Source organism: Oceaniferula marina (assembly GCF_013391475.1).
GTDB lineage: Bacteria > Verrucomicrobiota > Verrucomicrobiia > Verrucomicrobiales > Akkermansiaceae > Oceaniferula > Oceaniferula marina.
The window spans coordinates 87,471-104,339 of sequence record NZ_JACBAZ010000002.1 but is presented as its reverse complement, the minus strand read 5'-3'; the positions used below and the strand labels follow the sequence as shown (position 1 = coordinate 104,339).

Here is a 16,869-nt window from a genome sequence, read left to right as displayed (position 1 = left end):
GGTGTGGCGTTGACAGCTTGATTGCAGGTAGATGCGTTTATTTATATTTTTTATTTGAGTGGGTGATTATTTGTGAAAATTTTCTTGCTAGAATTAGCGGTCTGTTTAGTTTCCTATACGTCGATAGATAAGGACATTACATATGGAGACCTTTCAGCCTGAATTAGAGCTTACCAGTCAAGATGAACAACGGCTGGAATGGATCCGATTCTATTTCGACCTAGGGCGGCATGTTGCCAGGTTGGAACGTCAGCATGATGATCCTGTGAATGCCATTATTACAGTTCCATTTGTTAATTTTGCTTCCACCTTAATTTCGGCGGGTATAATTAGTGAAAAATTTATTCACAGTAAAGAGCTGATTAATAGCTCTGACCTGAGTAGATACAAGGATGATCAAGCTGTAAGTTTTGGTTATCAGAAGATAGGTCATGCAGAGCTTAAGAAGGTCTTCGGGCTCATAGATGGCATTGATAGGAGCCTTGGCGTGGATCGGTTGGAAGTTGCTGTTATTGAAGACGAAGGAAATAGGCACTTTACGAGATTTATCCAGCCAGACTGGTTGCATTTGGTGCAGCCTGTAGATGACGCTCCCGATCTGATACGGTTCAGGCCGGGGAGCTTAATAGCTCAGAATGTTAAAGCCTTAACCGCGTTAATCGGATTAGATGGGACGCGACGTCTCTTGCAGCATTCACACCATACTTGCCTGATTATTGATATAATTGGTCGCGTAAGCGATGAGTTGAGGGCAGAAATTCCTCTTATGGAGTTAGGGCTCGAAACAGAGGAGGTTCTATATTTACGGGATTTGATTCGCCCCTCATGTGCAGGGCCTGAGGGCATCAGGGACAGTTATTGCTCAATGGTCAGTCACAATATCGAGGACGGGTGGGATGCCTCGGTCATATGCGGTTCTTTGAACTATATCAATCACTGGGAGGATTGTTATTCATCATTAAAAGTAGGGGTCTTAGGAACGTCGGAACCACATTACAAAGATGCATTAGAACAAGCTAACGAGGGTTATTACCAAAGGGTTGATGACCTGCCCGGTGATGATGAATTGAATAAACTGTGTCCAGCTTTGGTCGATTTTCAAATTTTTACTTACTAGCCAATATGAATATCGAAGATGCGGATTACGCTTTCAATACGGCAGAAAAAGCCGCTCACCGCGGTTGGCAAATTGATCAGGTTAAATGGCCAAATCTCACAAAGCTGAATAAATCATTGTCGGCTTTTCGCAAGCTTGTGTTCGATCTCGATATCAAGGAGGAATGGGAACCTGTGATGAAATTTATATTCCTCGTTCGATATCACCTAACTACATCTCCACTGCCATATCACGAAATAGTCAAGTTGGTCAGGTTAGATGCGGGAGCTTCGATTCCTCATTTACTTTCGTCATCACCTAGCGATGTTCAGGAGCTTTATCAGCAACTCAACCATAACTTTTCGCAACTTCAGCTTGATGATGAAAATCCTTTGTGGAGTGCCGCGATGAAGCAAATAGCTCAATGGACTGACCCCCAAGGGCAGGTCGCCTTTATGAGCAATGGCATCAGGTCCGTACCTAGTCACTATGCATTCTATAAAAAGTATCTTCCGGAGGGCATTCCCAATTACTGGGTGATATGTCCTACTGATTTGCGGCAAGTCTATCTCTATGATCATTTGATCGTATTTGGTTCAACAAGGAGACATATAGAGCGTAACCATCACCATATTTTCACCTCCCCACGAGCTGAGCATCTCTGGTTGTTTCTTCCGCCTGGTCCTAAGGCTATCATGCCAGCACCATACGGCTTGGCTGGTTCTTCAAAAAAGAAATATGCCAATAAATTAGGTAAACCGGTAAACACTTTTGCCTGTGAACATTACATCGGGAATGTTTCTGCGGATCAAGGTCAGATTAATGATGAGGATGATGGCGCTGGTTATCATGAACATGTAGAGGAAGTGGATTCTGCGATTAGGCTACTAATAGACCGTGAAAGTGGAACTTCCGAACATAGTGAAATTGTGCCTGCTTACCGAGTTAAGCTATCAGGTGACAAATTTGTGCTTGTTTCGGCCTCCGGCTCAGTGACACGTATACAAATCGATACTGAAAATTACACCTGTGAAGACGTCGAAACCGCAGGCTCCGAAACAATTCATACTGACGATGTACTCCTATTTTCTACCGCAGGTGGTGGTGATATGGTTGCGGAGTTGGGCAACAAGTTACTTGAGGAATCCTACGGTAAAATTGAAGTAGAAAAGTTCTATGCAGCTCAAAACACTTGGAAGTTGGCATTCCGTGATTATGTGAATACACATGGAATGGAATATGTCATCTCAATGCTTAAGCAGCAGGGGTCAAAAATTGCTAGAGAAACAAACGTTCGCAACTGGATGTCCCAAGAGAACATAGCTCCGGGAACATGGAGAAGTTTCGAAGCTGTGCTCACATTATGCCGGCTTCAAGACAGCAAGGATTTGTTTTTTGATGTCGTTGCGAAAATCCGAAAAATGCGCCACAGAGCCGGCTCTCAACTAAATAAGAAGCTCAGAGCTGATCTCAATGGTAGATCGTTGCGCGAGTTGTTCGACAAGGGAGAACAGGACTTCGGGGGAACCACTAACTTACCAAATGTAAAAACAGCATACTTTGTTGAGGGGATATCCAGAACCTCCATAGAAGTTCCACGACAACTCCTTAATCACCCGACCTATTTTTCAGTATAATCATGGCTCTATTGGTCCCTTCTACTTGTCCTAGCAAAGCTCCACCCGGGGAGCATCGTGTAATGCATTTATTGAAAAATGATCCAGATACAGACGACTGGATTGTCCTGCATAGTTTAGATTTAGCCAAGCATACAACTCAAGTTAGCGGCGAAGCCGACTTCATAGTCATAGTGCCCGATTTGGGAGTGCTGGTTCTTGAGGTTAAATCCCATAACTCCGTAAGGTACGACGAACAGGGATGGCACCTTGGACATGATACTCCGGAGCTTCGAGGACCATTCAAACAAGCATCATCAGCATTACATTCTATCAGGAAATATCTTATCGGCATTGATTCATCATATAACAAAATTGTCATGTGGTCGGCTGTGAGTTTTCCACGCTTGGACTTTCTGATCAAAAGCCCGGAATGGCACGATTGGCAGGTGATCGATCGACGTAAACTTACAAGCCGTCCTATCTCAAAAACCATCCGCCAGATTCTGGAGCATGGTCGCGACACCCTTATGGAAAACCAAGTGAGAGCTGCCCGGACTCCTGAAGTCCACGCGTCCAGTGAAAGATGTCAATCGCTGCTTTTTGCATTACGTCCACGTTTTGAAATTGCAGTCTCTCCTAAGTCTCGGAGAAAAGAAGAAGATCAGCAGCTGCTTGAATTAACAGAAGAACAGTACATGGCGCTCGATCAAATGGCTTGGAATCCACGCGTTGTATTCAGTGGTGCCGCTGGAACAGGAAAGACGGTTTTAGCCATGGAGTCGGCTAGACGTATTACAGCTGATAATCCTAATGCTAAAATAGGTGTGTTTTGTTTTAACAAGTTGCTTGGGGATGAGCTATCCAAGAGTCTAGTAGCAAGCTCCCCCCGATGCACGGTCTGCAACATAGATGCGTGGCTGACTAACATAGCGAAACCTCTGTTGACTCCCGAAGATAAAAAATCTACGGATTACTTCGAAGGTAGGTTGGCAAGCATAGCTTCGGATCGTTTGCTTGAAGATAATCAGTATGAGCCATTTGACTATCTGATATTAGACGAAGCCCAAGATCTTTTGCGGAACCATTATCTAGATGTGATAGACTTAGCTCTTAAAGGAGGTCTTGCGGGTGGCAATTGGTTGTTTTTCGGCGACTTTTTAGGCCAAGATATATTCACCCGGGGAGAAGTGAGTGTCGAAGAGTTTATAGCTCAGCGAAGCCCATCAGCTGCACGTTATCAAATTACTACCAACTGCCGCAATACATTACCCATATCAGATTATGTGGTTTCCTTCGGAGCCCTATCCCCTCCATACAGCAGAGTGCTTCGTGGGGATGACAAGTCGGACCCTGAACTCCATTTTTGGGAAACGCGGGAAGATCAGACGGAACAAGTATCCCGGTTCATCAAGGAATGCTTGAGTGACGGTTACTCCATGAAGGACATAGTCATACTTAGCCCAAACAAAGAGAATACGTTGGGCAGGGATTTAGAACTTCATCCCGACTGGGTGAATCGTGTTGAACCATACCACGCCGGAACGAATCGTATATCGTATTGTACTATTCAGAGTTTCAAAGGCCTGGAGGCACCCATTGTGATTGTAGCTGATTTTGAGCGTATGCCGACTGACCAGCAACAATCACTACTCTATGTGGGTCTCTCTCGTGCACTGCACCGGCTTGGTATATTTCTAAACTCAGATCTGAAACCCTTCGTAAGATCACTTATCTAATCATAAAATGTCAGTAGTATCCAAAAAAGAACACCATCACCTTAATAATCGAGCCAAGCTGCTAGCTGCATTGGCAGGTGAAATTTTTGGGCCAGATAGCCCGTTTGACTTGGGGAAAGAATCTTTGCTTGTGGAGTCTACTCCCTACGATGTTGGCGAACGTATAGAATTTGACGACTGGAAAGCTTACCATGCTACCAGGCCTGTGGACAAAATTACAGGTGAAGAAATTCTCAAAGATGAAAAACCCAGCAGTCGATATGGTCTTGGGATTTTGTTTCCACAAACTGATCAGGAGATTGGTAATGATAGCGAAGTCCATGCTGTCGAGGAGGCCGTTTCAGTGGGAAAAAAAGAGTTTTCAGAGAATGAGGATGAATCCTATGAAGCTGGAAATCAGATCGGGAAGCGTGAGGTCAAACTGGCTAAAAATATGGAAAAAAGAGCCAAGCTTTCGGGGGAAGCGTTATCCGAAGGAAGCCAGGATGACAGTGATTCGGACTCTGACAGTTCGGATCTACGTTTGGCTAATCAACGAAAGCAACGCAGTATTGGTTTATCCTTTGTAGTTGACTCTGGAGTGGGCGGCAACATATCAATAAATGTCACTGGAGGACGGTACAAAAGATCAGGTAATGTCCGTATTAAAGGGAAAACAACAAACCAAAACTGGTGGGTTCGTCATCCGGTGAAACACGAGATTTCGATTCCACTCCATCAGTTCAAGAATGTGGAGGCCCCGGTAGAACCCGTTCCTATTGATGTGCCTGTTTTGCCGGGACTGCCGCCGCTTAAGCTGCAGATGGAATTTCTCGTAAGAGGTCGGGAGCGGATTCCCGGAACTGAGCATCCCGACACTGCGCGCTTGATCACCTTGAGTTTGGTAAACAGAACCGAATGTCGTAAAGATCTTGCCGAGGAGCATTCATTTTTTCAAGCACGCTTTGAGGTGGTATCGCAGGATTCAGATCAGGCCATACTTCACTACCCGAGCAGTAAAATAGTAAACGCGGGTGAGGAGCAGGAATCCCTTGATCTTCTTTACAGACACGAGAGAACTTTCTCCACGGGTCACGGGTGTGCCGGAACTTGGAAAGCTGATGAAAAAGCATTCCACGCGAAAAAGGTAATAGCGGAGGCCCTGCCGTCCCATGAAAGCCCCTCTATCACACCAATTTTAACTTACAAGGACTCTTCAACGGGCAAGCTTGAGGAGCTCCGAATACCTCTCACTACGCTGGCTGATGAAAATAGAACTGAAGAGGCATTGGGCCACTTACGGCAGTTGGTCAGCTTATATGAAAACTGGATCAATGAAAAAAAAGAGGAGATAGTTGATTTGGAAGAAAAGTACAAGGCTGCGGCTTCAAGGCATATCGAGGATTGCCTCGAGGCTATGAACCGTATGCAACGGGGTGTTCGTCTTCTTGAAGCCGATCCTGATTCAGAGGCCTCGATAGCTTTTCGTCTTACTAATAAATCAATGCTTATGCAGGCCTTGGCCTCACGAGCCAGAACCCGTATCCGTATAAGGGATGAAAAGATACAGAGGAATATCTATGAGCCTGAGTATGTCGCTCCTGATTTGACATCCAAGGAGGCAATAGATCGATCATGGAGACCTTTTCAGATTGCATTTCTGCTGATGAACCTCACATCACTTGCCGATCCATCCGATCCTGGACGAGAGATAGTCGACCTTATCTGGTTTCCAACAGGCGGGGGTAAAACAGAGGCTTATTTGGGCTGTGCTGCTTTTTCAATCTTCATGCGTAGGTTAAGAAATCCTGCTGATGTTGGCACTGATGTATTAATGAGATACACACTCCGGCTGCTGACCGCACAACAATTTCAGAGGGCGTCATCTTTGATCTGCGCCATGGAGATTATTCGCAAGAATCTAGCGGAAAGACTTGGTACTACCCCCTTCACCATTGGGATCTGGGTCGGAAGCTCGACCACCCCCAATAGCCGCGATGGGGCTGTGACATCGATAGCCCAAACCAGAAGGAACGGTGCGGAAGACTATAAAATGGTGTTGCTTAAGTGTCCTTGGTGTGGTGCTGAAATCGGTCCCCGTAAAACCCAGGGAAGAGGCAACAGTTATGATGTCAGCGGTATACGTCGCGGTAACGGTACGGTAATAGTGCATTGCCCGGACAGAAAATGTGATTTCGCCAGAGCTCTACCCATAAGTGTAATCGACCAAGATCTGTATGACGAGCCCCCTACATTTGTCATCGCTACAGTGGATAAGTTTGCATCACTTGCATGGAAGTCGAACTGTAGAAGCCTGTTCGGTATAGACAGCGAAGGAACGCGCAGGGTATCCCCTCCCGGCTTGATAATACAGGACGAACTCCACCTGATTACAGGTCCTCTGGGGAGTATGGTAGGTTTGTATGAAACACTAGTGGATGCTTTGGCAACCGATGATCGCAATTTAGGTCAGCCCGTAAAGCCAAAGCTTATTGCTGCTACAGCCACTACAAGAGCGTCAGAGTCTCAGATCAAAGATCTTTATGCGCGTCCCCAAACATCCATTTTTCCTCCTCCAGGGGTGGATGCATCGGATTCTTTTTTTGCCAGGTACTCGCGTGATGAAAAGGGTAAAAGGAGACCCGGCCGACTTTATGTTGGCCTTCTCCCTTTGAATTATTCGTCATTACTAACTGCAAGTGTTAGAACTTATGCTGCACTAATAGCCGCTGCTCAAGGATTTCCCAATGATGATGACAGAGATCCTTGGTGGTCTTTGCTAATTTTTTATAATAGTCTGCGGGAACTCGGTGGTGGTTTAACGTTATTCGGGTCTGATATTCCCGAACGATTAAAGAATATCCAACGCAGATGGTTTCCCAACCAAAAGCACAGATATATATATGAAATTCTTGAGCTAACAGGACGATTAAGCAACAGCGAAGTTCCACAGGCCCTCGAATCACTGTCAAGGGCCTACACAAGCAAGCCAGCAAGGGGGCACTATCCTGTGGACTGTTGCTTGGCATCGAACATCATTGAAGTTGGTGTTGATGTTGACCGACTGGCTTTAATGGCAGTAGCGGGTCAACCTAAAACGACGGCCCAGTATATCCAAGCCACAGGTCGCGTCGGCCGTAATCTTCAAGGTCTTATTCTAACTCATTACAATGCAACTAAGGCAAGGGATCGTTCACATTATGAACAATTTCAATCATATCATTCGAGACTTTATGCTCAGGTAGAGCCGGCAAGTGTGACACCGTTTACGATTCCGGTAATGGAACGTGCATTACACGCAATCATGATCGCGTGGGTCAGGCAGACTTTGCCCTTGGATGAACTGTCCGCCCCTTGGCCATTTGATGGTACGCCTCTTGAGCTTGCTGCAGATAGAGCCTACGACTTGTTGAAGCAGCGTGTTAAAGTATTGTGCACCAACCCGAAGGAGCAAAAACGTGTGCTCTCAGATCTTGATGATTGTTATAGGAAACGAAGAAAAGAGTGGGAAAAATTCGGATCCGTTCGATGGCAGGAATACTTCCCTAAGGAGAACAGCGGCGACCAGCCGTTGATACTGCCCCCGGGCAGCCCCTACCCTATAGGATGGGTCAACAAAGTCTGGCCCACACCAAATTCATTACGAGGTGTGGACTCAGAGTGTCAGCCCATTATACCTAGTTACGCTGATGCCAGCGACACTGAATCAGAAACCAAAACTATTTCAGAATTATGAGATTAAATCCGATAAGACGTTCACAGCTCATAGCTCCTTTTGGTCCCGGAGCACTCCACGTATTGGAAGGTGGCATAGGGGTCGTAACCGGTGGTCTTGATCACTGGTTTAAGGACCGAAACGGAAACAAGGCGAGTCACGAGGAGATACTTAAAGGTCCCCTAGTGATCAGGGAACCTCGCCTTGAGAAAGATCTCAATGTATCGCACTTTCGCATGGCGCCTGGCCCGGAAAATCGCAGCAGCGGAGAGGCTCCTGTACTTATGACTCCTGTGTTTCGATTCCCTACTTGGTTTGCTTGTCCACGCTGCGGCAGAATGAAGAAAGCATCCCTGACCAACTTCGGGCACCTGACATGCTCGGGCGAAGATTGTAAACGGGCCAGACTTTCACAAGTGCGTTTTGCTGCAGTGTGTGATCATGGCCATCTTCAGGACCTTCCGTGGCTCGAATGGGTACATCGTTCATCAGATGATCATAGGGCTTGCACAAATTCGCTGGTATACAAAGCCCAAGGGTCAGGTTCTCTTGACTCGATTCGAGTAGAGTGCACAAGATGCAATGTATCTAGGTCTCTGGGGTTAGTTATGCAGGGAGAAATGAGGGGCGATAGCAGCCAGCCTGAAGGGTGGAGCGGTTTGAGTCGTTATTTACGCGTCAAAAAAAACCAGAACAATACGGCCGCTTATCCAGATCCTTACCTTTGCGAGGGAAAGAAATCATGGCTAGGCCCAGTAAATAACGATAGCTGTGAACGCCCCCTGCGCGCGGTACTCATTAACTCGACGAATGTTCACTATGCAGATGTGAGAAGCGCCATCCACGTCCCCCCAAAATATACCCCCAACCCCAATGAACTTTCATTGATCCTTGAAGAATCCTCATTTAGAACACGGATTCAAATGTTACGCATGTCGGACATGGAAATCCCAGACATAGTCAGGGGGGTGAGAAAGCTCGATACCCAATCACAACAGCCCCGACTTGGTGGTTATACTGATGAGCAGATAGAATCCGCCTTGCAAGGGCATGCCGAAGCTCCTCCAATGCCACCAGAGGAACCCGCTAATATTGGGGTTTTAAGCCGAGCGGAGCAGGAAGCTAGGATCCGTGCTGACGAATACCAAGCGTTGCTCAAAGATACAGATCGATCAGGCGATCTCATCCTCAGGAAACTTGACTCCACTCAACTTGATGGGGTGGCAAGTAAGTTGGTGGATCAAATCATAGCGGTAGAAAGCCTCAAGGAAACCCGTGTCTTCGCAGGTTTTTCTCGCCTTCTAAGCTATCCGCCTCATGGAGCACCATCTCCAACAAACTTGCTATGGGATAATTTACCGGCTAATCCAGAAGAAAGGTGGCTTCCTGCATCGGTGGTAAGGGGCGAAGGCATCTTTATTACATTCGATGAGGGGCTTATAAATAAGTGGGAGAACTCTAAAGCAGTAAAACAACACGTAAGTAAACTGCAGGATAATCATGATGAGTGTGTTCTGCAATATGATTGGGAGCCCTTGGAAATCAGCCCGAGGATGGTTCTGATACATACTTTGTCGCACCTTTTGATTAATCGTTTGGTTTTCGAGTGTGGTTATGGTTCGTCAGCCCTGAGAGAAAGACTTTATGTGTCGGACGACTCGGCAGATCCGATGGCTGGCCTTTTAATATATACAGCCGCTGGTGATTCCGAAGGCACGTTGGGAGGGCTTGTAAGGCTTGCTGATCCGGAGAACCTATCACGACTGGTTTCTAATGCTATTGAGGAGGCTCAATGGTGTTCTGCGGATCCTGTTTGCCGAGAATCTGCAGATTCCGGTCAGGGGCCGGAGTCGTTGAATCTGGCAGCATGCCACAGCTGCGCATTGTTACCTGAAACAAGTTGTGAATGCTTTAACCGCTATCTCGACAGGTCCCTTGTGTTGGAATCACACAGAGCATCAATATTAATAAAGCCGTGAGATATTACATAGAGATCCCGGATCTTGATGTTTTTTGTGATGATTTTTTCGGATTTCATACATAACATCAAGCCGTGTTACCAATAATTGATATCTTCGCTGGTCCTGGTGGCTTGGGTGAGGGATTCACCCGGGCAGGGTTTGACATTAAGTTATCGATCGAATGTGATGCCCAAGCTCATGAAACTTTGTTGTTTCGTTCGTTTACACGCATACTTCGCAAAACCCCAAATGGGAGATCGAGTCTCGATAAATATTTTGTGGAGGCTCAGGCTGCACCTGAAGAGGCTCTAAAAGCACTTAAGCGCCATCACCCCAAAGCATATAAAGAGGCTGCTCACGAAGCATGGCAGGCCGAGCTTGGCGGAGATGACTTTCCTGACACTGCGATATCAAAAAGAATTAATGATGCTCTCAAAGGAGCTAAAGAATGGGTTCTTATCGGAGGCCCACCTTGCCAGGCATATTCACTTGCTGGTAGGGCTCGCATGAGAGGCACTGATCCTGACTTTGAGGAAGATCACAGACACTTTCTCTACAAGCAGTATCTCCGTATCGTTGCCGATCATTCCCCATCGGTCTTTGTTATGGAGAACGTCAAAGGGATTTTATCTGCCAATGTAAAGAAGATAGATATCTTTAAGCAAATACTGGCTGACTTACATGAGCCGGGCAAAGCGACAGACCTTTCAATTAAGAAGAAGCCCAGTAAAGCTATATACGATCTTTATCCCTTGGTTGAACCTGTTCAGAAAGATATCGAAGGTGAATATGTGCCATCGGATTTTCTGGTTCGTGCAGAGGACTTTGGAGTTCCTCAGAAACGTCATCGAGTGTTCATCATCGGCATTAAGCGTGGATCTAAAATAAAGATGCAACACCTTGTTCCTGACCCTGAAACCAGAGTGTCGGTGTCCGATGTTATAGAAGATCTTCCCAAGCTCAGAAGTGGTTTTTCTCGGCGTTCTAATGGTGATTGGTGTAAAAGCATTCGAGAAATTAAAACGCACTCTTGGGTCAAGGAGCTCAAACAAACAGATGCAGGTCTGGCAAGCAGACTCACTCACCAGCTTGGTAAGTTGAGGAAGGCTCAGAATAACGGAGTTAATATCGAAACGAGGTCATCTGAAGAGTTGCAAACAAAACCCAAGGCTCTGGAAAAATGGTATCAGGAACAAAAATTTCCTTACGTCTTCAATCACGTGTGCAGGAATCATATGGGCAGTGATTTGCAGCGTTATTTTTATGCCGCTTGCTACGCTCTTGAGCATAATGTCAGCCCTAAATTGACCCATTACCCCAGCTCTCTCCTTCCAGCTCACAAGAATGTTAAGAAGCCAGGAGGGAAGATAGTCTTCGATGACCGCTTTCGTGTGCAGTGTAAAAATCAACCTTCGACTACGGTTGTGTCTCATATTTCCAAGGATGGGCATTACTACATTCATTATGATCCTACACAGTGCAGGAGTCTGACTGTGCGAGAAGCGGCACGTCTTCAAACGTTCCCCGACGATTACTTTTTCCAAGGCCCCCGCACTGCCCAGTTCCACCAAGTTGGTAACGCCGTACCACCATACTTGGCATGGCAGATAGCCTGTAAAGTCGCTCAGATGCTTGGACGAAGACCTAAAGGTAAATACTGAGTTGCGGAAAGGTTGTCTACGTTTGAGGTCTCTGTTTAATTAAGCAAGGTATGAGCAGCCAGAAAAATCATTCGGGGGGGCGAGTAGAAGTCTTTGTAGCTCCGTCAGCAATTTGTTACTTTATTACTAGAATTGTTGGGCCGATTTGATCAATATCAGCGGCAATATCAGTATAGATATTTGTCAGCTTATGTTTTAGCGGTCATCTCCTTTTCCCAGCCCACTTATGAAAATTCATACTCTTAACCCTAGCGGGTGCCATCGTCGCGAAATAAAAGCTCTTACAGCATTAGCATCAAAACTTCCGAATGAGTGGTTTGCGTATGCCTCACTCGAGATGATTGGTCGAGATGGAGGTGAAATTGATTTGATTATATGTGCATGGGATCGATTGATTGCAGTTGAAATCAAAGACTGGGATCACCCTATTGATGATCAAGGGCAGAGGTGGCAGACAGCTGGGAGAACTGAGAAGTCTCCAGTCATAACTATTCGAGAGAAAGCTAAGGTGCTGGCCGGCCGTCTCAAGAGACATTTGACTAAAAAGGCTGATGCTCCATGGGTTGATCATTGTGTGTTATTAACAGGGCGAGCAAGCAGAGCGACACTAAGTGAAGAAAGCAAGCAGCATACGTTTGATTTAGATTACTTTGTGAGGCTGGGAAGTTTCAAAACTTTTATGGAGGCTTTCCCAAAGAAGGGGAGCTGGCTGGTCTCAAGACATCGATTGGAGCAAACGACGGAGATAGCGGATATGAAGACAGAGCTGGATTACTTCTTCAAGGGTAAGCAGAACTTTAAAGGGAGCTCACGTTCATATAATGAATTTAAAGCTGAGGATGATTACTGTTTTCAACATCCACAGAAGATCTATTCAGAGTTCTTCGCTAAGAAACCAGGGGTGAAGGGTTCAAGTGCGCTACTTCGAGTTTGGGACTTTGAAAGTTTGGCGGACATTGATGGCGCTTACCGGGAAGAGTCCAATCGTAAGCAGATTGCCCTTAGGGAAGAGGATGCAATTGGTTACCTGAAAGAGCAGAACCCAATTCTGGATCAGAGTGGAGCATTTCTAAGGCCTATATCTAACGAGGGCCGATCCTCCGTTACAAACGACTTTTTTGAGCTGTATGATTTGCCCGTTTCTATGAAGCGGTTGAGGGAGTCTTCAGCCCAGTATAAGAACAAGCTCAAATTTAATGACCGAGTGAGCATGGCTACGATGCTTCTTCGAAGAGTGGCTGAGCTCCATGAGTTGAAAGTTGCTCACCGGGATTTAGGCGACCATTGTGTTTGGGTGGACGTTCCTGAGAGGGTTTCCTTGTCAGGCTTCGCTACCGCTCATGTCCCGGATGAAAAAACCATCAGTCAGGTCCGGACTACGGTGAAGGCCAATACGACTACGCTACCGGAAGATCGGTTGGATTGTATATCAGACCATTATCGTAAAGATGTTTTCCTTGCCGCTGTATCGGTTCATCAAATTATCTTCGGTGAACTCCCTTCTCTGGATGATGGTGTTCCGCATTGGTCTGCAAGGAAAGGCGAAGAAGCTGAGTTGTTTGAAGCTTGGTTTGACAGAGCGTTGGACTGGGAGCCAGAGGCTCGTTTTGCAAATGCCAAGGCAGCGCTAGATGCATTTAATCGGTGCATCAAGGTGGAGAAAGAGAAAGTGGTTTCGGAGCGTTATTTCGATGAGTTTAAACGGGAACGTTTGCTTATGCCGAATTTAGCTGAGGACACCATCCTGAAGCAAAATCAGGAATGTATCCATTATAGAACAGGCGCCGAGTCTGAGGCTGGTCAGGTGAAGCTGTGGATGTTGGCGCGGTATCAAGAAGGTCTTGAAGAGCAAAATCTTCATTTGCTGAATTTCTTGGAACGGTGCCTCACTCTACAGAAGCACTCTTTGCCATATCTCCAAAACATTACTGATTTTGGTCTCACTGGAATGGGAGGCTATGTGGAGATGGAGTGGTGCGAGGGCTCAACTTTGGAGGAAGAAGATTTATCAAGGATTCAGGATGAGGTAGTCGTAGATCTTATCACAAGTTTGGTTGAAGCCGTTTGGGATTTACATAGGCGGTCTATCTATCATGGGGATATCAAGCCCTCAAATATTCTGCTGACGAAGAAGCAAGACCATGGCTTCACGGTTAAGCTTTTGGATGTTGTGGATTACTCACCAGTGGGTTCAGAGAGACTGAGTCCTGCATACACTCCTGATGAGGGGGATGAGGTTGCAACCCCAGCTCGTGATGGATATGCTTTAAAGCAGACTATCGTCAATGTGTTGGAGCGTGAGTATCAGCATATTGATGAAGGTTTTATAGAGCGCTTAGGAGATTGCATAGATCCTTTATATAGTCCTGGTGTTGCAAACCCGGATTTTGAGGGAACCCTTACAGCTATTGCAGAGCTGATGCGGCTGCCTCAGACAGAAGAGGATGGGAAAGTTCATATCTTGATAGCGCACTCGCGGTTCATTACGGATAACGTGGTTTTTGCCGGGGATGAGCGAGGAATGCCTATTCAGTTACAAGATGATAGGAAAGACCCTACGAAATGCAGAATCTCGATTTATACTCAAACGATGAGGCTGGATATCGCAGTAGACCGAGATTCAGGTGCCGTGGAAAATTGTTGGTTGAAGGACTCTTCAGCTGGGCGTTTTGCTACAGCAATGAGGCATAACAAGCACAAGTATAAGGGGCGGGTTCATTTAATGAAGGGGGACTGTATGAATTTGTCTGGCTTAAAGGGATTGCACGAAGGTATTGACCTGAATCAATCCTTTGATTCGCCTCGAGACAAGACTGAGAAGATAGAACCTATTGAGTTTGTTAATCGCCCAGACAGGGGGGCTATGAATGGGAGCGATGTTGAACCTGTTGTTGATGTTCCTAGACTGTGGGAAGCTATTCTGAATGCTGAAGAGGAAATAATTCCGACAGTGAAGGTGGAAGATATCAATTCATTGTATCAGCGCCCTGGGGAATACCAGTTAATCGTATCTCAGAATTTTGATGGTGTTATTACCAATGACTGGCTTGATGTAACATTGGAAACCAAGACCTCAAATGGATGGAGATTCATAGGTAAGATGAACATACATAAGTCAGAAGTTGGCGATGCGGAAGTGGGTAAGTTAGTGTTTAATAATAATAATCCGTCATTCTTTCCACCAAAGAACGGAAGCATTATACGTTTGCAGGATAAGAGGGCGAGGATGTCATATGAACGTAGAAGAAAAGCGGCAGAGAGAATTCTTCAACGTAGGTCCACGGCTCATGCACTGATTGATACATTCTCAGGGGATAAGGGGTCGATCAGTCATTCTGATGAGTTTGACCAAGATCTAGTGCTACCTGCAAGCTATGGCCTCAATGAGCCTCAGCAGCAAGCGTTGGTCAACTCACTGACACAATGTCCATTAAGCCTGATACAGGGACCTCCAGGAACAGGTAAGACGAGAGTTATCGCAGCTGCTGTGCATTATATCGCAACTCAAAAGCCATCCTCGAAAATATTAGTCGTTAGTCAGTCGCATGAGGCTGTTAATAATGCAACAGATCAGATTGTGCGACTCTTCGGTTCGGAAGGTCAGGAACCTTCTTTGGTTCGTGTTGGTAGAAGAAGTTCACTGAGTGACGATTTAATATCCTATCACTCAGATACATTACAAGCGACCTATAGAAACTTTTTCAGAGAGCGCTTGGTAGAGCGTGTAGCCCCAGTTGGAGTAGAGTTAGGATTGCCTGAACCCTTTGTTGAGGAGTTTACAATTGTGAGAGCCAGACTCTTGCCCTTATTTGATGAGCTACAGCGATTGTCTAAGTCTGAGCTGTCAAACCGGGATGATAGCGAGAAGGTAAGAAACCGATTGAAGAAGAGGATAATTGAGATTTGTGAACAGCATGCTGGTGACCTTTACCTAGATGAGGCTGATCCATTTGGATCATATGATACATTGGAGGTTCTATTAATGGAAAGGTATAGTGTATCTAATATGTCAGCAGTGCGGACCTTAGGTAATGTCATTGAGCTGGCACTGGATTGGGTTAAGATTCTAGAATCACCGGTAAGTGGCTTTGATAGCTTTTTGGTTGATACAAGTCAGATTGTTACAGGCACTTGTGTAGGTATAGGTCGCTGGAACCTAGGTGTCGAAAAGAAAGATTTTGACTGGGTGATAATCGATGAGGCTGCTCGCTGCGGCCCTAGTGAATTGTCAGTCGCTATGCAGGTTGGTCACCAAGTGATATTAGTGGGAGATCATAAGCAGCTGCCTCCTCATTTCGATAGATTGTTAATCGATAAAGTCGTGCATAGTTTAGGGTGTGATCCTAGAGCCGTTAAACAGAGTGATTTTCATCGGGTGTTCAGATCGTCAATAGGGGGGGATATTGCTAAGAGCTTGGATACTCAGTATCGAATGGTTGATCCGATCAATCGGCTTGTGTCTGATTGTTTTTATCCAGAGATAGGAGGATTGTCCAATGGGCGTTTAGGAAGCCCTGAGGCTTATGAGTTATTGCCTGAGCAGATCAGATCCGAAGTGACATGGATTGATACGGGGAACCCTACTGAGGCTGAAGAAAAAAGGGACTATACCAGCTATCTCAACCTGAGTGAGATCGAGGTCATTATGCAAATCCTTCAGATGATTGATGAGGATAAGAAACTGGTGCAAGGCCTTGCTGAAGAACAGGTCAAGAAGGGAGTAGAAGCCTCTATTGGTATCATAACCGCTTACAAAGCGCAGGCATTGAAGATACAAGAAAAAATATGGGCAGCCTCGCTCTCTCGCGAGCTCCAAGATTTGTGCAAAGTGGATACTGTTGATAGTTACCAAGGGAAAGAGAACCCTATAATTATCTTTTCGCCGACTCGCACGAACAGGAAGAAGATTACAGGTCACACGGACAGTGAGGAAAGGATTAACGTTTCCTTATCGCGGGCTCAAGAGAGGCTCATAATCGTGGGAAGCTTTCAGTTTTGGTCACAGCTACCAGATACTCCTTTGGGACGCGTAAATCAGTATATTGAGCGTGAGGCTTTAAAGGGTAGTAAAGAGTTTAATTTAATAAAGAGAGATCACTAGT

At 45.9% G+C, this 16,869-nt stretch carries 7 protein-coding genes; all 7 read left to right on the top strand.

Annotated elements, in window-relative coordinates; all coding sequences use genetic code 11:
* Positions 1-142: 142 nt before the first annotated feature.
* The 7 genes from HW115_RS05100 (at position 143) to HW115_RS05070 (ending at position 16,868) form a co-directional block, all read left to right on the top strand.
* Entirely contained in the window at positions 143-1,117 is a 975-nt protein-coding gene (locus HW115_RS05100) for a hypothetical protein (RefSeq protein ID WP_178931521.1), read from the top strand.
* A gap of 5 nt (positions 1,118-1,122) precedes the next feature.
* Complete coding sequence (locus HW115_RS05095) at positions 1,123-2,733, top strand: DISARM anti-phage system protein DrmE domain-containing protein (protein ID WP_178931520.1); 1,611 nt, start codon at positions 1,123-1,125, stop codon at positions 2,731-2,733.
* A gap of 2 nt (positions 2,734-2,735) precedes the next feature.
* Complete coding sequence (locus HW115_RS05090) at positions 2,736-4,451, top strand: nuclease-related domain-containing DEAD/DEAH box helicase (protein WP_227021293.1); 1,716 nt, start codon at positions 2,736-2,738, stop codon at positions 4,449-4,451.
* A 7-nt stretch (positions 4,452-4,458) separates the two neighbouring features.
* Positions 4,459-8,166: a helicase-related protein gene (locus HW115_RS05085; RefSeq protein WP_178931518.1), complete on the top strand. Its 3,708-nt coding sequence runs from the start codon at positions 4,459-4,461 to the stop codon at positions 8,164-8,166.
* The gene (drmB, locus tag HW115_RS05080) at positions 8,163-10,124 is read left to right on the top strand and encodes a DrmB family protein (RefSeq protein WP_494408122.1); all 1,962 of its coding nucleotides are present in this window, start codon (positions 8,163-8,165) and stop codon (positions 10,122-10,124) included. The genes HW115_RS05085 and drmB overlap by 4 nt, the downstream gene beginning before the upstream one ends.
* 74 nt (positions 10,125-10,198) lie before the next feature.
* Complete coding sequence (locus HW115_RS05075; protein ID WP_178931516.1) at positions 10,199-11,767, top strand: DNA cytosine methyltransferase; 1,569 nt, start codon at positions 10,199-10,201, stop codon at positions 11,765-11,767.
* Positions 11,768-11,993: 226 nt separating this feature from the next.
* Positions 11,994-16,868 carry an AAA domain-containing protein gene (locus HW115_RS05070; RefSeq protein WP_178931515.1) on the top strand — a complete coding sequence of 1,625 codons (4,875 nt, stop codon included), beginning with the start codon at positions 11,994-11,996 and terminating at the stop codon, positions 16,866-16,868.
* Position 16,869: the final 1 nt, after the last annotated feature.